The 19,492-nt window shown below is 69.4% G+C and carries 21 protein-coding genes and 1 pseudogene; 9 read left to right on the top strand and 13 right to left on the bottom strand.

Annotated elements, in window-relative coordinates; genetic code table 11:
- Positions 1-2 precede the first annotated feature (2 nt).
- The 3 genes and pseudogenes from OG329_RS24555 to OG329_RS24545 all read left to right on the top strand — a co-directional run bounded on the left by OG329_RS24555 (position 3) and on the right by OG329_RS24545 (position 1,359).
- Positions 3-212, top strand: a complete 210-nt coding sequence (locus OG329_RS24555; protein ID WP_405798105.1) for a DUF397 domain-containing protein — start codon at positions 3-5, stop codon at positions 210-212.
- A gap of 187 nt (positions 213-399) precedes the next feature.
- Positions 400-1,003 (top strand): annotated as a pseudogene (locus OG329_RS24550) (helix-turn-helix domain-containing protein).
- A gap of 146 nt (positions 1,004-1,149) precedes the next feature.
- Positions 1,150-1,359: a DUF397 domain-containing protein gene (locus OG329_RS24545; RefSeq protein ID WP_405798104.1), complete on the top strand. Its 210-nt coding sequence runs from the start codon at positions 1,150-1,152 to the stop codon at positions 1,357-1,359.
- 294 nt (positions 1,360-1,653) lie between these two features.
- On the opposite strand, the gene OG329_RS24540 is transcribed toward OG329_RS24545, so the two are convergent.
- From OG329_RS24540 to OG329_RS24490, 11 genes are all read right to left on the bottom strand, one after another.
- The gene (locus OG329_RS24540; RefSeq protein ID WP_405798103.1) at positions 1,654-2,970 is read right to left on the bottom strand and encodes a phytase; all 1,317 of its coding nucleotides are present in this window, start codon (positions 2,968-2,970) and stop codon (positions 1,654-1,656) included.
- A 13-nt stretch (positions 2,971-2,983) separates the two neighbouring features.
- Positions 2,984-3,532, bottom strand: a complete 549-nt coding sequence (locus OG329_RS24535) for a GNAT family N-acetyltransferase (RefSeq protein ID WP_405798102.1) — start codon at positions 3,530-3,532, stop codon at positions 2,984-2,986.
- The gene (locus OG329_RS24530; RefSeq protein ID WP_405798101.1) at positions 3,529-4,347 is read right to left on the bottom strand and encodes a hypothetical protein; all 819 of its coding nucleotides are present in this window, start codon (positions 4,345-4,347) and stop codon (positions 3,529-3,531) included. The genes OG329_RS24535 and OG329_RS24530 overlap by 4 nt, the downstream gene beginning before the upstream one ends.
- A complete protein-coding gene (locus OG329_RS24525; protein ID WP_405798099.1) occupies positions 4,347-4,913 on the bottom strand; it encodes a hypothetical protein in 567 nt (188 codons plus the stop codon). Before OG329_RS24525 ends, OG329_RS24530 begins: the two co-directional genes overlap by 1 nt.
- 83 nt (positions 4,914-4,996) lie before the next feature.
- Positions 4,997-5,410 carry a hypothetical protein gene (locus OG329_RS24520; protein WP_405798098.1) on the bottom strand — a complete coding sequence of 138 codons (414 nt, stop codon included), beginning with the start codon at positions 5,408-5,410 and terminating at the stop codon, positions 4,997-4,999.
- A gap of 95 nt (positions 5,411-5,505) precedes the next feature.
- The gene (locus OG329_RS24515; protein ID WP_405798097.1) at positions 5,506-6,381 is read right to left on the bottom strand and encodes a helix-turn-helix domain-containing protein; all 876 of its coding nucleotides are present in this window, start codon (positions 6,379-6,381) and stop codon (positions 5,506-5,508) included.
- Positions 6,382-6,413: 32 nt separating this feature from the next.
- Entirely contained in the window at positions 6,414-6,926 is a 513-nt protein-coding gene (locus OG329_RS24510) for a DUF6879 family protein (RefSeq protein WP_405798095.1), read from the bottom strand.
- A complete protein-coding gene (locus tag OG329_RS24505) occupies positions 6,904-7,131 on the bottom strand; it encodes a hypothetical protein (protein ID WP_405798094.1) in 228 nt (75 codons plus the stop codon). Before OG329_RS24505 ends, OG329_RS24510 begins: the two co-directional genes overlap by 23 nt.
- A gap of 142 nt (positions 7,132-7,273) precedes the next feature.
- On the bottom strand, positions 7,274-8,572 hold the full coding sequence (locus OG329_RS24500; RefSeq protein WP_405798093.1) for an MFS transporter: 1,299 nt from the start codon (positions 8,570-8,572) through the stop codon (positions 7,274-7,276).
- A gap of 91 nt (positions 8,573-8,663) precedes the next feature.
- The gene (locus OG329_RS24495; RefSeq protein ID WP_405798092.1) at positions 8,664-9,206 is read right to left on the bottom strand and encodes a carboxymuconolactone decarboxylase family protein; all 543 of its coding nucleotides are present in this window, start codon (positions 9,204-9,206) and stop codon (positions 8,664-8,666) included.
- A gap of 52 nt (positions 9,207-9,258) precedes the next feature.
- On the bottom strand, positions 9,259-10,080 hold the full coding sequence (locus tag OG329_RS24490) for a hypothetical protein (RefSeq protein ID WP_405798091.1): 822 nt from the start codon (positions 10,078-10,080) through the stop codon (positions 9,259-9,261).
- Positions 10,081-10,306: 226 nt separating this feature from the next.
- Here OG329_RS24490 and OG329_RS24485 point away from each other — a divergent pair, with 226 nt between their 5' ends.
- On the top strand, positions 10,307-10,747 hold the full coding sequence (locus tag OG329_RS24485) for a nitroreductase family deazaflavin-dependent oxidoreductase (protein WP_405798089.1): 441 nt from the start codon (positions 10,307-10,309) through the stop codon (positions 10,745-10,747).
- 97 nt (positions 10,748-10,844) lie between these two features.
- On the opposite strand, the gene OG329_RS24480 is transcribed toward OG329_RS24485, so the two are convergent.
- A complete protein-coding gene (locus OG329_RS24480) occupies positions 10,845-11,240 on the bottom strand; it encodes a VOC family protein (RefSeq protein WP_405798088.1) in 396 nt (131 codons plus the stop codon).
- 38 nt (positions 11,241-11,278) lie between these two features.
- Positions 11,279-12,262 carry a hypothetical protein gene (locus OG329_RS24475; protein WP_405798086.1) on the bottom strand — a complete coding sequence of 328 codons (984 nt, stop codon included), beginning with the start codon at positions 12,260-12,262 and terminating at the stop codon, positions 11,279-11,281.
- 20 nt (positions 12,263-12,282) lie between these two features.
- On the opposite strand from OG329_RS24475, the gene OG329_RS24470 reads away from it, so the two are divergent.
- From OG329_RS24470 to OG329_RS24450, 5 genes are all read left to right on the top strand, one after another.
- A complete protein-coding gene (locus OG329_RS24470) occupies positions 12,283-13,578 on the top strand; it encodes a CapA family protein (RefSeq protein ID WP_405798084.1) in 1,296 nt (431 codons plus the stop codon).
- A gap of 197 nt (positions 13,579-13,775) precedes the next feature.
- Positions 13,776-16,166 carry a HAMP domain-containing protein gene (locus tag OG329_RS24465; protein WP_405798083.1) on the top strand — a complete coding sequence of 797 codons (2,391 nt, stop codon included), beginning with the start codon at positions 13,776-13,778 and terminating at the stop codon, positions 16,164-16,166.
- A gap of 6 nt (positions 16,167-16,172) precedes the next feature.
- Positions 16,173-17,852: a poly-gamma-glutamate synthase PgsB gene (pgsB, locus tag OG329_RS24460; RefSeq protein WP_405798082.1), complete on the top strand. Its 1,680-nt coding sequence runs from the start codon at positions 16,173-16,175 to the stop codon at positions 17,850-17,852.
- Positions 17,849-18,331: a poly-gamma-glutamate biosynthesis protein PgsC/CapC gene (locus OG329_RS24455; protein ID WP_405798080.1), complete on the top strand. Its 483-nt coding sequence runs from the start codon at positions 17,849-17,851 to the stop codon at positions 18,329-18,331. The genes pgsB and OG329_RS24455 overlap by 4 nt, the downstream gene beginning before the upstream one ends.
- A 59-nt stretch (positions 18,332-18,390) precedes the next feature.
- Entirely contained in the window at positions 18,391-19,473 is a 1,083-nt protein-coding gene (locus OG329_RS24450) for a C40 family peptidase (RefSeq protein ID WP_405798079.1), read from the top strand.
- Positions 19,474-19,492: the final 19 nt, after the last annotated feature.

Raw genomic sequence — 19,492 nt, 5'->3', positions numbered from 1 at the left:
GCATGGCAACCACGGCTGACGCGCTTTCCGGCGCCGACTGGTTCAAGTCGAGCTACAGCAACGACGACAACGGTATGTGCCTCGAAGGCGCCCGCCTCCCCGGCGGAGCCATGGCCGTACGCGACTCCAAGAACCCCCACGGCCCCGCTTTCATCCTCACCGGCAACGCATGGACAGCCTTCATCGGCGCCCTCACAGCCGGCGAGTTCTAGCAACGGACGGCCTGTGGGCTGTCTCTTCCAAGAAGCAGCAAACTTCAGCGGCGAGGGTCAGTGGACCGGCCCGCGCATGGAGGTCCGCCACGATCCGGTGCTGGCCGCGCAGTACCTCACGGCGTACGAGGCAGCGTGGAAGCGCGCGATTCCTCACGCGGAGTACCGGCCGAGCTGATCGCGCACCGTGGCTGTCTCCGCGTCTTCCAGTGCCCGGCAGGCCCGGCAAGCTCTCGCGGATCGACTCGGGGGAGATTTGCCGGGATGCCGGGCTGACGGGGCTTGCCCTGGCCGAGCGTTGCGGATGGAGCCGGTCCAAATCGTCCCGGATCATGAACGCCCGTACGCCCCCGTCCGCCGACGACATCCGGGCGTGGTGTGAGGCGTGCGGCGCCGAGGCGGTGGCCGTCCGCATGGAGCGTCAACGGGTCCTGTACGAGGAGGACCGGCGGTTTGCGTTTCTCGTTGAAGAGTCGGTGTTGCGGGGCGGAATCGGCGGCGCCGAGGTGATGTCCGGACAGCTTGGCCATTTGATCTGGATTGCCTCACTCCCCAACGTGAGCTTGGGAGTTGTGCCAATGACGCCGGATCGGGAGCGGTGGCCGGCCGAGGGGTTCTGGATCTACGACGTGGCACGGGTAAACGTCGAGTTGATCTCCGGCTACCTCACGATCACGCAGCCCAGCGAAGTGGCCATGTACGCCGAGACGTTCACGGAGCTGGCAGCGCTGGCCGTCCATGGGGCGCCCGCCCGCGCGCTGATCACGTCGGCTCTGGATGCCCTCGGGTAATTGGCACGCAACCCTGTGCAATCGCCTGTCAGTTGGCGGTTCGTCCTTCCTAGCGTGGTCAATGGACCGCGTCAGGGGCGGAGGACCTACCTGGGCGACGGTCCGGGTACCGATTCCCGCAGCAGGACAGCGGAAGGACAGACACCATGAGCGCGATTCCCGACTTCGAGTTCGTCAAGACGGCCGCCTGCCGTGATGCCAGGGTGGACAACTGCCCCGAGGTGGCTACCAACGTCCCCGGCACGGTCGCGTTGCGCGACAGTGGCCGGCCCGACACCATCATCACGATGACGGCCGCCGAGTGGGTCGCGCTCGCCGACGCCGTGAAAGCTGGTGAGTACGACCTGAGCGCCTGAAGGGAGACCCCGTGAACGAATGCCCTCGCTGCGCCGCCGAATGTCCGAACGACCCGGAGAACGGGTTGCCGTGGTGCGCGCGGTGTGGGGCGTTCTTCGGCCTCTCGCTGCCCGCTTGCCGGGGCTTGTGGTGGTGGCGCAACGCTGCCACCCGCTCACCGGTCCGGCCGCGCGAGCACTGAGATCGCATGCCCGCCTCTCCGGCGGCGCCTGGCCCTCAACCAGGGCGAGTTCTAGGCTCCGTGCCGCAGCCGGTACACAGCACGGCCCGGCCCGGCACGGAGCCGTACCGCATCAGTCGTTGAGGGCGTCCAGCACGGGCTTCAGCGCCACGAACTTGAAGTTCGTGGCGTCCCGGTCCGGCTCGCCCGGCTTGTCGTCGCCGTCCTGGACGACGAGGAGGCCGTGCGGGTACTTCGGGCCGAGCGGCTTGTTGAGGGCGGCGGCTCCGTCGCTCTCCTCGGTGCCGTCCAGGGTTTCGGAGGCGGCGGTCACCTGGAAGCCGCCTTCGTACTCGTTCCTGTCGCTGAACTCGCGGTCGTACGCCGCGAAGCTGTTGTCACCCTGGCTGGAGGCGAGCAGGTAGCCGTCGCCGCCCTCCTGGTGGACCAGGGTCAGGCCCTCGACGTCGGCCGACAGGCGCGTGCCGCCGAAGCCCGGGTCCGCGCCGGGGGCGCACTCATCGGTCTCCTCGTCGTAGGTGCCCGGCACGCCGTACTCACGGACCTTGTCGATCAGCTTCGGCGTGCCCCGCAGGTCGGCGCCCAGGCGCCAGATGCCGATGGTCTCCTGGCCCGCGTAGAGCGTGCCGGTCTCGGGGTCGATGACCATGCCCTCGACCTGGGGCTGTTCGCCCGGCTCGCCGCACGGGGTCCATGTCTGGCCGTTGGGCAGCTTGAAGGCGGACGGCAGCTTGAGACTCCGCACGGTGCGGTACGAGACCGTGCCGCCGGCGCCCGCCGTCAACTCCAGCAGGCGCAGCGTGGTGCGCTCGCGCTGACTGACCACCGCGTACGAGCGGTTGGTGGCCGGGTCGGTCCAGGTGGCGAGGCCGTACGCGGTGCGCTGCTCGTTGATCTCCTCCTGCGAGGCGGAGAAGATCGCCGGCGCCGAGGGGTCGGTGATGTCCGTGAGGGGGGTGCTGGGGTTGTCCCCGTCGACGCGGTAGATCCGCAGCCGGTCGCTGCCGCGATCGCTGGTGACGGCGAGGTCGCTGCGGCCGGAGCCGACCTTCATGCCGTGCACGAGGTCGACGTTGTTGAACCGGCCGGGGGCGTCGTCCGGGCCGGGGGCCGCGGGCGCCGGCACCGACTGCACTTCGCGGGCGTCCAGGTCGTAGACGCGCAGACCGCCCTCCTTGAGCGTGGCGACGACGAGACTGCGGGCCGGGTCGGCGGGGTTGCGCCAGATCGCCGGGTCGTCGGCGTCCGAGTTGCCGCCCGCCTCGTCGTCATACACGGCAGGAGTCTCGGCGGTCGGCCGCACACCGGGCAGTTCGCCGGCCGCAACGGCCGACTGCGGCAGGGCGGTGGCGAACGCGGCGAGCACGGCGAGCGCGGTGAACAGCGTGCGGCGGCCGACGGTCGTGTGCGGCCGGTGAGGCTGAGTCATAAGGAGATCGCCTTCATGTCGCGAGCATGGCAAATCCACCATGCGGCCGCCCGGTGACGGGTGCCCCGTCCCGGACATGAACAGCGTCGGAAGGAGCGGGGACTTGGCGACGTACCTTCCCGTAGTGCGCGAAGCCGCCCGCCGTACCCGTTTGCGTGAACCCCGACTTCAGCAGGACTCGGCCCGAAGCTCTGTTCCCCACGCGGTGCTTGGCGCGCACGGTTGACAGGGACAGTGCGTCGAAAGCGAAGGCCAGCAATTCGGTCACCGCGCAGGTGGCGATGGAGCGTCCCCAGGTGTCGTGACGCACGATGTAGCTCAGGTGGCCCTCGCCGTTGATCACGTTCAGCTTGATGATGGCCACCAACTCGCCCTCGACATCGACGCCGAGGGTGTATCGGAGGCGTGGTCGGTCCGCCGATCGGGCCGTCGCCTCAGCGATGTACGCCGTGGCCTCATCAGCGCCCATCGGACCACGGCCGAGGAACCTCAACGACGGGCCGCTGTAGATTCTCCGGACGCCGGGCGCGTCGCCCGCTTTCAGCTCCCGCAGCCCGATCACGGCAGCGACGCCAGTACGTTGCCGAGTTCCGCCGCTGTGGGGCGGTCATCCGGGCCGGACAGCAGAACCGGGCGCAGTACGTCTTGGAGCGTCGGCCACGGGATCGCGGAATCCAGCGGGATCCTGCCCGTGGCGATGGCCGCCCGACGAACGGCCGGTCCGATGTCCGGCTGAAGGCCGACCGCCGCGTAGTCCAAAGGCCACTTGCCGGTCGCGCAGGTCCACAGCACCCCGGCGAGGGCGTAGACGTCGGACGGTGCGGATGGCTTCACGGGTTGTGGCCCGTCCCTGATCCACGCGGCCAGCTCCGGCGCGACCAGGTGCACGATGCCTCCGTAGAACATCGGCCAGGGGGCCGCGCCTGTGGCGGCGTGCCACGACCATGCGAAGTCGATGAGTCGTACGCCGGTACCCGTGTGGATGCCGTGGGCGGGCTGGAGGTCCCCGTGGACCCATCCTGTGGCGTGGAGACCAGCGACTGCGCGGCACAGCCCGACAGCCTCCGCGAGGACCGGAGCGCGCTCGCCCCGGTCCCTGGCGTCCCGAACCGGCCCGAAGACCTGCCAGGTTGACGGCCCGGCCAGCCACGGCGTGACGTACCAGACGCCCACGGCGGCTCGCCCTGCCACGACGGTACGGCCCGAGAGTTCGTCAAGGACCGCAGCCTCCCGCGCAATGGTCTCCTCGCCTTCCCCGTAACCGAGCTTGACGGCTACGGTCGCCACAACCCCGGCCGCCCTCCACACGGCGGAGCCGCGCCGGTCGGAGATCTCCTTCAACTCGACGGGAGGGCCGCAGATGTCCTCGGCGGCCATCAGCGCTTCTGCGGGGCAGGGAGCGAACTCGCCCATTGTCGAACCGACTTCCAGTCGCAGGGGATCTTCTCGAATACGTCGCGGCCGTCGTCGTCGGCTGCGGCCAGCGCCGTCGAGAGTTCGGGGGTGGTCTTCAGGAAATCCGGGTCTAGCCGTCGCACCGAGGCCCGCACGGGGAGAAATGAGAACGGGGCCGGCGGGATGTTCCCGCCGGACCTGTCCCGCTCCTGGACGCCTCGGGCGAACTTGCCGAACATAATCCCCACCGGCCCGTACAGATGCTTCAGCGCCCAGTGGGGCCACGCCATCAGGTTGCGGTGGTCCACGTCCGACACACCGGCCAGAACGACGATGTTCTCGCAGGCGAGCGCGCTATGCCGCCTCGCCGACCGGCGTACCGACTCGGCGGCCTGGACGGCGGCGTGGAACAACTCGGCTTCGACCGCGTACCGATGGGCTCCCGCCGTGACTTCATAGACCGTCCAGCCCGTCATCCCCCGGGCAGTGGACACTTCGAGGAACGGGCAGTGCTCGTACATCGCCTCGACATACCCCAATACGTCCACGCTTGCAGGATTCTCCGACCGAGGCTCAACGAGGCGGAGCGCCCCGGCGGTAGGCCGGGGCGCTCCGTCGGTCGATGCGGTGATCACCGTGCGGTCGCATTCGGTGCCGTGTCACCGTCGCTGGGCGCCGGTGCGCAGTCCCACTCAGCCACTACCGTGCTGGTGTTGCGATAGCGGGCCAGGGATCGCTCGTTGACCGTGCAGTCCGCATCGGTGAACCAGATCTCCGGCAGCGGGCCGTACATCTCCTCATACGCGGCCACCCAGCCGATCAGCCCGTACCCCGCCGATTCGACGTGGGCCAGTTCTCTACCGGCGTGCTCGGTGGTGAACGCGGCGTGAGCCCGAGGTGCGTCGGCCAATTGGTGCCACACGGCGTCAATCGCCGGTGAGAACATCTCCGGCGCGGTGTGTCCGGCGTCAAGGCGACGGGCGGTGACGGTGAAGAACTTGCCCAACTCGACCATTTCTGCACTGCTCTTGGTGGCGGTACTCATGTGCTCCTCCAACAGGTTGGCTGAGTCCGACATTAAGGATTAGGGAATTGGACCATCAATGAGCTTGCCGGAACTTGCCCGGGTCACCCATGGAATCACCGGAGAGATTCGATGGCCGCGCCGATCAGGTCTCGTGCCGGTGGACCGTAAATGGCGAGTTCCGAAAGGCCGGAGAACGTCTGAGCGTACATGTCGATCTCGTGGGAATGTTTGACACTGAGATGCGCCGAAACCAACTCGACATTCACCTCGGCCTCATCGAAAAGGAAGAATCCCTCGACCGGCCAGAGGCGGGTGCGATCGACAGCCATGGGGATGATGCCGAGGCTCACGGAAGGAAGGGACGCGGTCACGAGAAGGTGCCTCAGTTGGCCCGCCATGACCTCCGGGCCGCCAATGCGATACCGCAGGACGCTCTCCTCCAGGATGATGGCGAAGCGGTGGTCACCCTGATGGAGAACGCGCTGTTTGTCCACACGCACCCGGACGGCCTGCTCCACGTCGTCGGCAAGCCGCCGACGATCGCGGATGGACGTCAACAAGGCCGCGATGTACGGCGCTGTCTGCAGGGGGCCTGGGATGAGCCAGGACGAGTAGATACGGAACCGCCGAGTTCGTTCCCAGAGGGGGAGTACTGATTCCTGAGCATGTTTGAGCCCGGTCTGCTCCATTCGGCGCCACTCGACGTACATGCCCTCGATACCGCGCGCCGTGGTCACCAATTCTTCGGCGAGCTGCGGAACTCCGCAGTGAAGTGCCCACGCACGCAGGTCGGCCTCGGAAGGACGTCGGCTCCCGCTCTCGAAGCGGGAGCACTTCGATTCATGCCAGCCGGCCTTCCGGGCCAACGCACGAGCGGTAAGTCCGGCGTTCTTCCGGATTTCGCGCAGGCGTTGCCCCAGAGCCTGTGTGGCCTCCTTGACGCTTGATGAGGACGGCAGTGCGTCTCGCGGTTGGCGTGGCGATCGCATGTTCGTAGATGTCTCTGTGAATCAGATAGCGATCAGCTCGGCCGATACTCCGCGTGCGGTGTTCCGCGCTCCCATACGGTCTCGAAGGCGGAGGCGCAGAGCTTCGCCACTTCGGGGTCGGTGGTCGATTCGTGTTCCAGGGAGTCGCCGTCACCGTCGAAGTGGTTGACGAGGACGACACTCTCGTCGAACAGCCAGAAGTCGTTTCCGGGGAGAGCGATGTTCGTCGCCTGACGGCGTGAGAGCCAACGGACCTGTTCCCCGGCCGAGATGTTCAGCCCTTCCGTCACCTCGTACTCGAAGCGAATGTACTCGCTGACGGGTTCCGAAACGATACGGGCCCGGCGTACCTCCACCCCTCGGCCGGTCGCCTTGGACACCAACTCGTGCCAGTCGGGCCAGCGCTCGGCCGGGTCGATCCGCTGTCCGGCGTGCCAGTCGATGAAGACGGGGTCCGACTTCATGTAGCCGTCGCGCATTTCCAGATGGACCGCCGAGTTACGGCAGTTCTGGAACAGCTCGTCAAACGTCGGTGTCTTTGCCACTCTTCACCTCCAGGAAGAACTGCGCCATGCGCCTGGGGATCTCCACCACCGTCTCCTGTCCGGGGATGTCCATCTGAGTCAGGCGCTCCTTGTCCAGAACCTTCCAGCCCTGAACAAGGTAGTTCTCCTTGGCATCGTCCAAGTACACCGTGGGAGAGCCACCGTTGGGGCTCTCGGGATCCACGCCGAGTTTGCGCAGGGCCATGATGTTCACCTTCGCTGTCGGTGACGTTCCGTAGGGTCGATGTTGCCGTGCGTCCGCCCCACCGGACAGGGATTTGCCGGAACCTGCCACCGCGAGCGGGCAAGCCGGCCGGTTGCCGTGCCGCGCGCACCGCCGGAGCGTTCTACGCGGCCTTGGTCAGGGTCGACCTGTCCGTCCGGGGCGCGGGCCCGGTGGTGGTCGCGGGGTCGGGCGCGGCCTGGTGTTCGTCGGCGTGTTCGTCGGCGTGTTCGTCGTGGCGTGGCCACAGGAGAAGCGCGCCGACGGTGCCCGCCCCGGCGAGGGCCGCGAGCAGAGACCAGGTGAGGGTGAAGCCGGCGTTCGTGCCGAGCCAGCCCGCGATGGGGTAGGTGATCAGCCAGGCCAGGTGCGACAGGGAGAACTGGGCGGCGAAGGTCTCGGGGATCGCGTTCGGTGCGACAGAGGCGCGCAGGACGCTGCCTGTCGGGGTGATGATCAGCGCCATGCCGATGCCGATCGCCGTCCAGACGATCGCCGTAACGGCCCATGTGGTCAGTTCGGCCACGGTGAGAGCGACCGCGCCGAGCGTGCCGACGACGAGGACCGCGGCCCCGGTCAGCATGACGGTGCGGGCGGCGATCCGGTCGAGCAGGCGGGGCAGTACGAGGGCGGCCAGGAGCGTTCCGCCGCCGGAGGCGGCGAGCATCCATACGACGGCCGACTGCGAGCCGCCGAGTTCGTCACGGACGTAGTTGACGGTGTTGACGACCACGATCGATCCCGCCGCCGCGACCACGAGATTGAGCGCCATGATGCCGCGCAGCCGCGGTGTCCTGACGAACGTCCTGATCCCTGCCGCCGCCTTGTCCCACGCCTTCGTGTGGGCACTGGGACGGGCGTCGGGGATGCGCGTCGGCAGGATGAGCAGAGCGGAGAGGAGGAATCCGGCGGAGGTGCCCAGGAACAGCCAGTTGAAGCTGATGAACGCGAGGGCGACCGCTGCCAGTACGGGGCTGAGCAGGCTCTCCATGGTGGAGGCGACCTGCGAGGCGGACAGCGCGCGCGTGTAGTCGGACTCGTCGGTGACGACGTCGGGGATGACGGCCTGGAACGTCGGGGTGAACGCCGCCGACGCGGCCTGGAGCAGCCCGATCAGGACGTAGATCTGCCAGATCTCGGTGACGAACGGCAGGGCCAGAACCACCGCGGCGCGCACCACGTCGAGCAGGATCATGAAGGTTCTTCTGGGGAAGCGGCCGACGTACGCGGCGGCGAGGGGGGCTATGACCACGTACATGACCATCTTGACGGTCAGGGCGGTGCCGAGAACGGTGCCGGCGCGCGGGCCGGCGAGGTCGTACGCGAGCAGTCCGAGGGCCACCGTGGTCAGGCCGGTACCGAACAGGGCGATGATCTGGGCGCTGAACAGGTAGCGGTAGTCGCGGATGGCGAACAGGCGCATGGCGTGTTCCTTCGGTGTATGTGTGGTGGGCGGGGCGCGGCTTCGGGTCGGAGGCCGGTCACCGCAGAGGAAGGCCGGGGCCGGGGTGTCGTTACGCATCGGTGCCTCCCTTCGGTGTGAGGCCGGCGAGCAGGTTGAAGGAGCCGGTGAGGATGTTGAGTGCGACGACGCCGACGACGTCGGCTATCGCGCGGTCGCTGTAGCCGTGCTCGCGCAACGCGGTGACCTGCTCGTCCGTGATCGACGTCGGTTCGCGGTAGATCTGGAGGGCGAGAGCGATGATCGCCGCGACGGCGGGATCGGCCGAGGTGCCCGCGCGGGCCCGCTCGATCTCTTCCTCGTCGACTCCCAGGGCGCGGGCAGCGCTGACATGCGCGTCGAGGCACAGTCCGCAGCCCTGGAGGACCTGGACGGCGATCGAGATCCGTTCGCTGGTCGCGCGGTGGAGCTTGGCCCGCCCCATGGCCCGGCTGAGCTGGAGATAGCCGCTCAGGACGGCGGGCGAGTGCGCCATCGTGGAGACCATGTCGCCGACCTGGCCGTGGCGGGAGACCAGCTCGGCGAGGAGGTCACGCGAGGCGCCGACCGCCGTATCGGGCGTGAGTCGGGTCAGGCGGGGCGTGACGGTCGGCATGACGGTCCTTTCGGTGTGGAGGCTGTACGGGGCCGTACGCCGGGGCGTCCGGTCAGTGGTGTGCGTGGTCGCCGTCGCGCGTGGTCTCGCCGGTCCGCACCGTGAACTCGGCCGTCCGGACGGTGTCGTTGTGCTGGAAGTCCAGGTACAGGCGGTAGGTGCCGGCCGTGGGCGCGGTCGCCGCGAAGGTGATCTCGGGGCCCGGTTCGGTGACGCCGTCACCGGGCTCGCCTTCCGGGTGGACGTGGAGGTAGCCCAGGTCGCCGACCCGCAGCGCCACCAGATGTCCGTACGCGGCCAGGTAGGGCTGGAGGTCGGTGACCGGCCGCCCGTCGCGGCTGACGGCGAGCGTCAGGTCGCTCGCCTCTCCGGGCACGAGTTCGCCGTCGAGGGTGACGGCGTACTCGCCGGTCCGCGCGGTCCGCGTGGCCTCGGGAAGCGGCCGGGGGTCGTACCGCCCGGCGACCGCGACGTCGATCCCCAGCGTCATGGTCCCGTCGTGGCCGGCCGGGTGGATGTCGGCGAAGAAGCGCCAGTCTCCCGGTTCCAGGGTCACTTCCACGCTCCAGGTGCCCTTCTCGTCCCTCACCGGGTGGACGTGCTGGAACCCGGCGGTGTCCCGTCGTACGGCGATGAGGTGCAGTTCCATCCCGTGCTCGGGCGTGAACCCGGTCACGGGCCGCCCGTCGGGACCGGTCACCCGGAAGGTGACCGTCTGCGCCCCGGCGGAGAGGATCACCGAGTCGAACTCGAGGGTGTAACCGCTCTCGGAGACCGACAGCCCGCCGGGACGGTCTCCGCCGTGGCCGGCGTGGCCGGCGTGCGCGGCGTGGGCGCTGTGGCTGGTCTGGTCGTGGCCGGAGTTGGTCTTCATGGCGCGTCTCCCTCTCTGCGTGATGTGTCTTCTCGCGTTGTCCGCATCCACAGAATAACATACCCCTAGGGGGTATGCATAACGGACACGAGGAGACGTCCATCAAGACGCACGGGAGGGCGCCCAGTCCCCCGCCGTACCGCCGATCAGGTCAGCCCTCTCAGGCTCAGGGGAGCCGCAGCACCGGTGCATCCTCGGCGGGAAGCGGTTCGCGGTGGTCGGCCGGGTGAATGCCGGGTACCTGCGCTGGAGCAGCGAGGAGGAGTTCGCCGGAGGCCGCCCCGTCCCGCCCTGGATGCCCGGTTTCGACGAGCAGTTCGGCGAACGAGGCATGCCGCTCGTCCTGGTGCACAACATCGGGGCCAAGAGCGGGCTCGAGCGGATCAACCCGCTGTTCTTCCAGCCGGTCGACAACGGCTGGGCCGTCTTCGGAACCCACGGCGGCAGTCCGCGTGATCCGGCGTGGTACCGGAATCTGATGGCGAACCCACGAGTCACCGTCGAGGTGGGCACGCAGACCGAGTCGGCCGTGGCCCGGCTCGCGCAGGGCGAGGAGCGTGAGCGGATCTGGGCGAAGGAGGTGGCGCTGGTCCCGAAGTTCGCCGAGTTCGAGGCGGCCTCAGGGAGGCAGGTCCCCGTCGTCGTTCTGGAGCGCGTAGACGGATAGGGCGCGGGCTCACTCCAAGGAGCAGCCTGCCATGACAATGTCCACAGCCCCCGCCCAGCACCCGAAGCTACTCAGACCGGGAATCGAATACAGGCACTCAGCCCGCCGCAGGCGCGGCAGTCGCCGCCCGTTCCGCCTTGTTGCGTTCCACGCAGAACTCGTTGCCCTCGATGTCCGCCAGGGTCGCCCAGCCCCGGCCGTCCGGGCTGCGGTGGTCCTCCACCAGCGTGGCGCCCAGGGCGAGAAGGCGTTCGACCTCCTCCTCGCGGGTGCCGTCCTGGGGTTCGAGGTCCACGTGGACGCGGTTCTTCACCGATTTGGGTTCCGGGACCTCCACGAACAGCAGCGTGATGCCGTCCGCCTCGACCAGCACCTCGTCGTCGCCCGGTTTGTCGTCGTCCGCCACCTTCGTGCCGAGCACGTCCGCCCAGAAGGTGCCGAGGCGGAAGGCGTCGGTGGCGTCGACGGTCACATGTCCTACACGAGAAGTCATGGTGGTCACCCTGCATCACCGGGCGGAGCGCGCGCATGTCAATTCCCGGTGTCCCACTCCCGTACCGCCGTCGCCATCGCCGCCACCGCGCGCGCCGTGCGGGTCGTGTCGCCGCGGACCGTGCGGCTGACCTCGATGTGCAGGAACGGCACGCCCCGCGCCGCCGCCAGCCTGCCCTGTGCGTTGTTGCGGCCTTCGAGCGGGCACGTGCGTTCCCAGGCGCGGCAGACGCGGAACCCGTCGTCGTCCAGCGCGTCCGCGAGCGTGCGCCCCTGGGGGCGGGCCTGGTCGCCGGCGCCGGTGGAGACCACGACGTCGCGGTCGGGGACGCTGCGGTCCGCGTAGCCGTGGACCTGGATGGCGGGGAGCGAGCGGTCGACGAGTCCGGTGGTGACCGCGTGGAACACCGTGTCCTGGCGGTGGGCGACATCGGCCTCGTCGCCGTCGCCCGCGCGGCGGTGGGCGCCCGCGATGACCAGGACCCCGCCGGGGGCGCCGCGCAGCACGCCCGCGCCGAGGCGGTCGGTGTAGGCGTCGGCGACCGGGTGCGGGACCTGGACGCTGTAGCGCGGCGCGGTGTCCAGGTCGACGTACACCCGGCCCCAGCCGCGCCGGGTCTCGTCCCCGCGGTCGGCGATCTCCGCGTAGCGGCGGCCGGGTTCGTCACCCGATCCGTCGCGCACGATCCGTATGCCGAAGTCCACCTCGGCCAGCTTGCGTTCGGCCCGCGCGTGCTCGCCGTCCACGTACAGCGCCACGCCCTCCGCCAGCGTCTCGCGTTCGGCGCGGTCCGGCGGCCGGTAGCGGGCGTCGGCGACGACATCGGTGGCGTACGAGGCGAGCCGGCGCTCCAGACCCGGTGCCGCGCTGTCGGGCGGGCCGGGGGACGGGGCGGCGTCGGTGCGGGATCTGTCGAGCGCCGGGACGATCACGGCTACCGCCGCCGCGAGGACCGCGAGGAGCAGGGCGGTGCGCACGACGTTCGCCGGGACCGTTATCTTCTTGGTCGGATCGGGGCTCATGTTCGAGCGAAAATATCAGGGTGACACCACACATACGCACTTCACGCCGGGGCCGCCGCCTGCCCCGTAGCACCGCCGCGAGCACCGCCGCGCTCGCGTTCGCGCTGCTCGCGACGGCCGCCGCGGGCTGTTCCCTCGTCGGCTCCGACAGCGAATCCGCGGAGCCGAAGGGCGATCCGGCGTTCACCGTCGCCGCCGCGGGCGACATCCTGATCCATCCCCAACTGACCGAGCAGGCGTACCGGGACGCGGGTGTCACCGAGGTCCCCGAGGCGGTCGGCAAGAAGGTCGGGGCCGATGTCCCGGACCCGGACTTCCACAAGATCATGGCCGGGGTGAAGCCCGTCATCAGCGAGGCCGATCTGGCCATCTGCCACTTCGAGCCGGTCGTGGCCGGGCCCAAGGGCCCCTTCCGCAGCTTCCCCGACTTCCTCGTACCGCCGCAGATCACCACCGCGATCAAGGACACGGGTTACGACACCTGCTCGACCGCCTCCAACCACACGATGGACGACGGCCCCGGCGGCGTGACCCGCACCCTCGACGCCCTGGACGCGGCCGGGCTGAAGCACACCGGCTCCGCGCGCAGCGCCGCCGAGGCGGCCAAGCCGCTGATCATGGACGTGAAGGGTGTCAAGGTCGCGCAGATCTCGTACACCCTCGGGTTCAACGGGCGCGAGCTGCCAGCCGACAAGCCGTGGCTCTCCAACAAGACCTCGCTCAAAGCGATCTCCGCCGCCGAGAAGGCCGCGCGCAAGGCGGGGGCGGAAGCGGTGATCCTGAGCATCCACTGGGGGCGGGAGCACCATCCCGACCCCAGCGCCTCGCAGCTCGCGCTGGGCCGGCGGATCGCCGAGGAGACCGGCGTCGACCTGGTCATCGGCCATCACGCGCATGTGGTGCAGCCGATGGAGAAGGTGGACGGCACCTGGATCGCGTACGGCCTCGGGAATCAACTCGCCCGGCACGACGTGCCGTCGGGGCTGACGGAGGAAGGCGCGATCGGCTGGTTCGAGTTCCGCGAGAAGTCCGGTGGCGGGTGGGACGTGGCCGCGCGGTACGTCCCGACGTTCGTCACCATCCCTCCGGAGGAGGGTGAGGAGACCGCGGACAGCGAGCAGTCCACGGACAGCGCCAAGGCGCCGGTCACGGATCACCGGCTGCTGGACATCGCGGGCACGCTGCGCGCGGACAAGGACCTGTCGGAGGAGGAGCGCGCCCAGTACCGGCTCGCCTTCGAACGCACCCGGGGCACGATGCTCAACCGAGGTGCCTCGAAGGACGGTCTGAGACCGCTGAACGATCTGCCGGACTGAGCCCTCACCCGCGGTGACCTCCCGCGCGCGCGTTGACACCGGCGGCCTGCCCAAACGTCGCGTAGATCACACCCGTCACTCTTCGTGCAACCTTCCCCAAGGCCCGTGAGTCGGACCCTTCCGGCTGGGGCTGTTCTCCGCGCGTCCCCACACGCGCACAGCGCCGGCCGATCACGAACATCCGAAAGGGAACGCTCATGGCCGCTTCGCCCGCGAAGCGACGGCACAAGGTCCGTAAACGGGCCGACATGTCCCTCCTGGGCGGTATACGCCCGCCCATCGCGATCCTGTCCGCGCTGCTGCTCTCGCTCGCCGGAATCACCGCCCTCGGCTTCGGCCGCGCGAGCGAGGACTCCGTACCGAAAGCCGTCATGACCTCGCAGCAGCACTTCGCCGAGGACGGCGCGGTCGCCATGCGCGCCTCCATCGACGAGAGCGCCGCCGACCTCGCCAGGACCGCCGGACTGTTCAACGCGGGAGACCCTGCCCAGCCGGACGCCGTGGTCGACAAGATCGGCAGCGTCTACCAGAAGTGGGTGGGCACCGCCGTCGTGGAGATCTCCTCGGGCAAGATGCTCGCGGCGCGCGGCGAGAACGTGCCCGTCGCGGCGATCGACACCGCCAAGCTCTCCGAGAAGGACGGCCTCAGCCCCCGTATGGTGCGCCTCGCCAACGGCGAGACCCGGCTGCTCTCCCTCCAACTGCTCTCCTGGGAAGGCCGCCCCCAGCAACTGCTCATCGCCTCCAGCAGTCTGCGCTTCCCCGGCATCAGCCTCGGCAAGTTCCGCTCCATCGCCGTCATCGACAGCACCGGGCGCATCCTCAGCAGCGACGGCATCCCGGAGAGCGAACAGGTCGTCACCGAGTACCAGCGCACCGGCATCGAGCGCTCCAAGAAGCAGCTCACCGCGTTCGCCAAGATCGCCGCGAAGCGGGCCGAGGAGCACCCCCTCAAGGCCAACGTGCCCGGCGACGGCGGCTACACGGGCGTCAGCGGCAGTCTGCGCGGCGGCACCTTCCAGGGTGACCGCGCCATCGCCGGTTACGCGGCCCTCACCGGCCCGGAGGCCGGCAAGGGCACCGTCGCCACCTCGCTCGGACTGACCGTCGTCGCCATGGTGGACGTGGCCGAGGACCCGACGCGGGTGACCGACCCGCTGTTCGGGCTGCTCGCCGCCGGCGCGCTGCTGCTGATCGGGGCCCTCGCCGTCGGCGTCCTGCTCGGTACGGTGCAACGGCCGCTGCTGCGGCTGTTCCTGGAGAGCCGGCGGCTCACGCGCGGCGATCTGACCCGGCCCGTGCGGGTGCCCCGCCACGGTGAGGCCGCCCGGATCGGGCAGGCGCTGGAGCGACTGCGCCGCCAGCTCCTCGGGGAGCGTTCCGACGCCGACGAAGGCGCGGGAGCGGGAGCGGGAGCGGGAGCGGGGACGGGAGCGGGGGCGGGGGGCCGCCGGGGCCGGATCGGGGCCCGCGCCCTGCTGGCCGTCTGCGGCATCCTGCTGCTCGTGTGGTCCGGCCCGATGCTGCTCCTGCTCAACAGGGCCGACGCCACCGCCGTCGTACCGGAGCAGATCACCAACGACCAGCGTGAGCGCACCGACACCCTCTCCGACCGGGTGCGCCGCTCGCTCAACGAGGGCCACGCGGACCTGGTGTCCGTCGCCGGTCTGCTCGGCGAGCGCACCTCGCCCGAGGACATGACGAAGGTCCTGGACCGCACCCGTACCGACCACACGCGCTACCGCTCCTTGTACGTACGCGCCGCCGATGGCGAGATCCTGGCCCAGTCCGGCGAATCGCCCCGGCTGCCCGAGGACGACAAGGGCGGGACGGGGGACAGCAAGGACGGCAAGGACGGCAAGCCGTTCGCCGACTCCATCGCCGTCCTCAACGACTCCGGTACGGAACCGGTCATCGCGAGCTACGCGGAGCTGCCCGGACGCGAAGGCAGCACCGTCGTCGGCGAGTTCCGCATCGACTTCATCAACTCCCTCCTCAAGCGGCCGGGGCTCGGCGAGATCCGGGTCGTCGACTCCGAACGGCAGGTCATCGGCGGCAATTCGGGCTATCTGGCCTTCGAGGACCTGCCGTCGGCACAACTGGAGGAACTGGCCGCCGGCACCAGCCAGAAGACCGGCGTCAGCGCCCGCGCGGGCGCCGTCGTCTACCGCGACGGAGGCGGCGTACAAGTCGCGGGCGCGGCCCCGTTCGTCGGGGGCGGCGCCGCCAAGTCGCTCGGCTGGATGGTGGTGAGCTGGCAGCCGGCCGCCGGTCTCGCGATCCCCGAGTACAGCCTCCAGAACCGCACCGTCCTGGCCGGTCTGCTCGGTATCACCGCCGCCGCCGCGTGCCTGGGCTGGCTGCACATCGTCGTCGTACGACCGCTGCGCGAAGTGGCCAAGCAGGCCGAGGCGCTGGCGGGCGGCGACCGGCGCACCGTGCTCTATCCGCGCCATCACGACGAGGTCGGCGCCATCGCCCGCTCCCTGGAACTGCTGCGCCAGCAGGTCATCGAACAGCGCAAACGGGACGGCACGGGGACCCCGGTCACAAGCGTCCCCGCCCAGGCACCCGCCGGAAGGAACTGACCGACCGTGCTCTTCCTCTACACCGTGCTGATGGTGTGCTGCGCGTTCCTGCTCGTCGCCGGCGTTGTCGAGCAGCGCCGCCACTTCACCAACCTCAACCGCATCCCCACCCGCGTGCTGGTCAACGGCATCCGCGGCAAGTCCTCCATCACCCGGCTGTGCGCGGGCGCGCTGCGCGGCGGCGATCTGGTCACCGTCGCCAAGACCACCGGCACGGCCGCCCGCTTCATCCACCCCGACGCCACCGAGGAGCCGGTCTACCGCAAGTTCGGCATCGCCAACGTGGTCGAGCAGATCGGGATCGTACGGCGCGCTGCGTCCTACAACCCCGACGCGCTGGTCATCGAGTGCATGGCCGTCATGCCGGCGCTCCAGGAGATCAACCAGTCCAAGCTGATCCGCTCCACGATCGGCGTGCTGTGCAACGTCCGTGAGGACCATCTGGCCGAGATGGGGCCGACGCTGGACGACGTCGCGCGCTCCTTGTCGCGCTCGATGCCGGAGGACGGCATCTGCGTCACGGCGGAGAAGGACCGCTTCGACATCCTCCAGGAGGAGGCGGACGCGCGTAACTGCCAGTTGATCTACGCCGATCCGGAGACGGTCAGCGACGAGGAGCTGCGCGGCTTCAGTTGGTTCACCTTCAAGGAGAACGTGTCCATCGCGCTGAAGGTCGCCGAACTGCTCGGCGTGGAGCGCGAGACGGCGCTCCAGGGCATGTACGACGCTCCGCCGGACCCGGGTGTCCTGTCGGTCGAGCGGTATCTGACGCCGGACGGCAAGCGGCTGCGGTTCGCGAACGTCTTCGCGGCGAACGACCCCGAGTCGACGCTGATGAACATCAACCAACTCCTCGACCTGGGCGCGATCAACCGCCCGCTGAACGTCGTCATCAACTGCCGTCCCGACCGCGTCGAACGCAACGGCCAGATGGGCGAGATCGTCCCCGACCTCCAGCCTGACCAGGTCTTCGTCATCGGCCACCCGGCGAAGAGCGCGATCGACGCGATTCCGGCGGACTGGCGCTCGCGCGCGGTGGACCTGGGTGGTGACAAGCGCGATCCGGAGGAGTTCATGCGCGAGCTGCTGGAGCGGCTCGGGCCGGACTCGTCGCTGGTCGCGATCGGCAACATCCACGGGCAGGGCGAGCTGCTGCTGGAGCACCTGGCGGAGCTGCCGGCGGACGAGACACCCGATCCGGAGGAGACGGCGGTCCCCGCTTCCGCTTCCGACCCGGCCGGTGATCCGGCGGCGACAGCGGCGCTGCCGGTGGTCGTACCGTCCCAGACCCCCCGGCGGGCGATCGAGCCGACCACCGAGCTGGTGGCCCGGCTGACCGCGCAACCGCACACGCCCGCGCCCACGCCCACGCCGGCGCCCCAGCACCCGCGCCACGACGAGACGATGAGGCTCCAGCGCTACTCGCCGCACATCGACCCGTACCAGCCTTACCCCGAGGCGTACGAACAGCGCTACCAGCAGCACCAGCAGCCGGCCCGCCCCCGCGGCCCCTTCGAGCCCGTGCAGATGCCGGGCACGTACGCGAACGAGCCCGCGCCCGCGCCCGGCCACGACACCGGCCACGAGACCGGCCACGGGACCGACCCCGAGACCGGACAACAGCCCCCGTACGGCCGCACCGCAGACTCTCCCCACACTCCGCAGAATCCTGGAGAACCCCGTTGATCCCCGCAGTCCTCACGCCCGAGATCGCCGCCATAGGCATCGGCCTGGGCCTGATGTTCTCCCTGATCTGCTACCTGACGACCAACCTCTCCCCCGGCGGCATGATCACCCCCGGCTGGCTGGCCCTGACCCTCGTGGAAGACCTCCAGCGCGCCGCCATGGTCGTGGGCGTGACCGTGCTGACGTACGTGAGCACGCTTCTCGTCCAGCGCTTCGTGATCCTCTACGGCAAGCGCCTGTTCTCCACCGTCGTCCTCATCGGTGTGCTCCTCCAGGCGACGGTGATGCTCGTGCTGTCGCTGGAGTTCCCGCTGCTGTACGCGAACCAGACGCTCGGCTTCATCGTGCCGGGCCTCATCGCGTACCAGCTCGTCCGCCAGCCCAAGGGGGCGACCATCCTCGCCACCGGCACGGTCACGCTCATGGCGTACGTCGTCCTCACCGCCGGCATCCTGCTCGGCGCCCTGCCCACCACATGACCGGCCGCCCGACCGCCCACGTACCCGAGATTCCTGGACCCTGGAGGAGCTGACCTCTCATGAGTGCCAAGGCCAAGAAACGCGGTGCCCGCCGTTTCCTGCACGCGGCGACCGTCATCGCGCTGCTCGCCGGCAGCGCCTACCTCACCGTCGAACTCCGCAAGGACGAGCAGGCGAAGGCCCCCGCCGTCCAGGCGATCACGGACACCCCGGACCTGACGTCCGGCGGGAAGTCGGAGTCCGGCGAGCAGAAGTGGGAGCGGCTGAAGAACCCCGAACGCTCCGTGCTGCGCTCCGGGAGCGGGGCGGTGCTGGCCACGTTCACGGACGGCGCGCGCACCGCGACCCTGACCGGGCCGAGCCGTACGTTCTCCGAGCCGACGAGCACCAAGTCCCGGGTGGTGACGGAGAACTGGGTGCGGCTGATGCCCGAGCCGTGGATCAAGGACGGGCAGAAGGAGAAGTGGTTCAAGGACTGGTTCGAGGAGTTCTACGGCAGCGAGGAGGACGACCTGTTCGCGTACGCCTTCCAGTACGTCGAGGGCGCCCCGGTCAAGGAGGACGACGAGGGCACACCGTACGCCGGTGACGCCGACTTCGGCCCGATCAACCCCGAGGGCAGCGAGGGCGCGGACTACCGGCTCGAACAGTCGGACTTCTACGACTACCTGGGCATTCCGTACACCTTCCGCGACGGCACCACCATCCAGCCGGAGCAGAAGCGCTACCGCTCCATCGACTGCTCGGGCTTCATCAGGACGGTCTTCGGCTACCGGGGCCGGTTCCCGCTGATGGCCGACGACGACAGCGGTGACGGCCTGCCGCGTACGGCGAACGGAATGGCCCGCTCCAAGACCGGCACGGACATCATCAAGCTGTCGGGACAGACGCCGTTCGAGCGGCCGAAGTCGATCAGCGTCCTGCAACCGGGCGACCTGGTCTTCTTCAAGCTCGACGCGCGGACCAAGGAGCGTCTTGACCACGTCGGGATGTACATGGGCGTGGACACCGACGGCCACCAGATGTTCGTCTCCAGCCGCGAGGAGGTCAACGGCCCGACGATCGGCGACAAGGGCGGGACGTCACGGCTGGACGGCAACGGCTACTACGCGAAGACGATGCGCAGCGCGAAGCGGCTCTGAGGGGCGAAGCGGCTCTGAG

Origin of the sequence: Streptomyces sp. NBC_01506 (genome assembly GCF_045040295.1) — a bacterium.
Lineage (GTDB): Bacteria > Actinomycetota > Actinomycetes > Streptomycetales > Streptomycetaceae > Streptomyces.
Note: the sequence above shows the minus strand (reverse complement) of the source record. Positions and strands in the feature narration are given on the sequence as shown.

Coding starts and splice junctions, on each gene's coding strand:
- OG329_RS24465 (WP_405798083.1), top strand. CDS start 13,776: ATGGCCGCTTCGCCCGCGAAGCGACGGCACAAGGTCCGTAAACGGGCC.
- OG329_RS24490 (WP_405798091.1), bottom strand. CDS start 10,080: ATGAAGACCAACTCCGGCCACGACCAGACCAGCCACAGCGCCCACGCC.
- OG329_RS24545 (WP_405798104.1), top strand. CDS start 1,150: ATGAGCGCGATTCCCGACTTCGAGTTCGTCAAGACGGCCGCCTGCCGT.
- OG329_RS24515 (WP_405798097.1), bottom strand. CDS start 6,381: ATGCGATCGCCACGCCAACCGCGAGACGCACTGCCGTCCTCATCAAGC.
- OG329_RS24530 (WP_405798101.1), bottom strand. CDS start 4,347: ATGGCCGCCGAGGACATCTGCGGCCCTCCCGTCGAGTTGAAGGAGATC.
- OG329_RS24520 (WP_405798098.1), bottom strand. CDS start 5,410: ATGAGTACCGCCACCAAGAGCAGTGCAGAAATGGTCGAGTTGGGCAAG.
- OG329_RS24450 (WP_405798079.1), top strand. CDS start 18,391: ATGAGTGCCAAGGCCAAGAAACGCGGTGCCCGCCGTTTCCTGCACGCG.
- OG329_RS24540 (WP_405798103.1), bottom strand. CDS start 2,970: ATGACTCAGCCTCACCGGCCGCACACGACCGTCGGCCGCCGCACGCTG.
- OG329_RS24505 (WP_405798094.1), bottom strand. CDS start 7,131: ATGGCCCTGCGCAAACTCGGCGTGGATCCCGAGAGCCCCAACGGTGGC.
- OG329_RS24475 (WP_405798086.1), bottom strand. CDS start 12,262: ATGAGCCCCGATCCGACCAAGAAGATAACGGTCCCGGCGAACGTCGTG.
- OG329_RS24480 (WP_405798088.1), bottom strand. CDS start 11,240: ATGACTTCTCGTGTAGGACATGTGACCGTCGACGCCACCGACGCCTTC.
- OG329_RS24555 (WP_405798105.1), top strand. CDS start 3: ATGGCAACCACGGCTGACGCGCTTTCCGGCGCCGACTGGTTCAAGTCG.
- OG329_RS24500 (WP_405798093.1), bottom strand. CDS start 8,572: ATGCGCCTGTTCGCCATCCGCGACTACCGCTACCTGTTCAGCGCCCAG.
- OG329_RS24495 (WP_405798092.1), bottom strand. CDS start 9,206: ATGCCGACCGTCACGCCCCGCCTGACCCGACTCACGCCCGATACGGCG.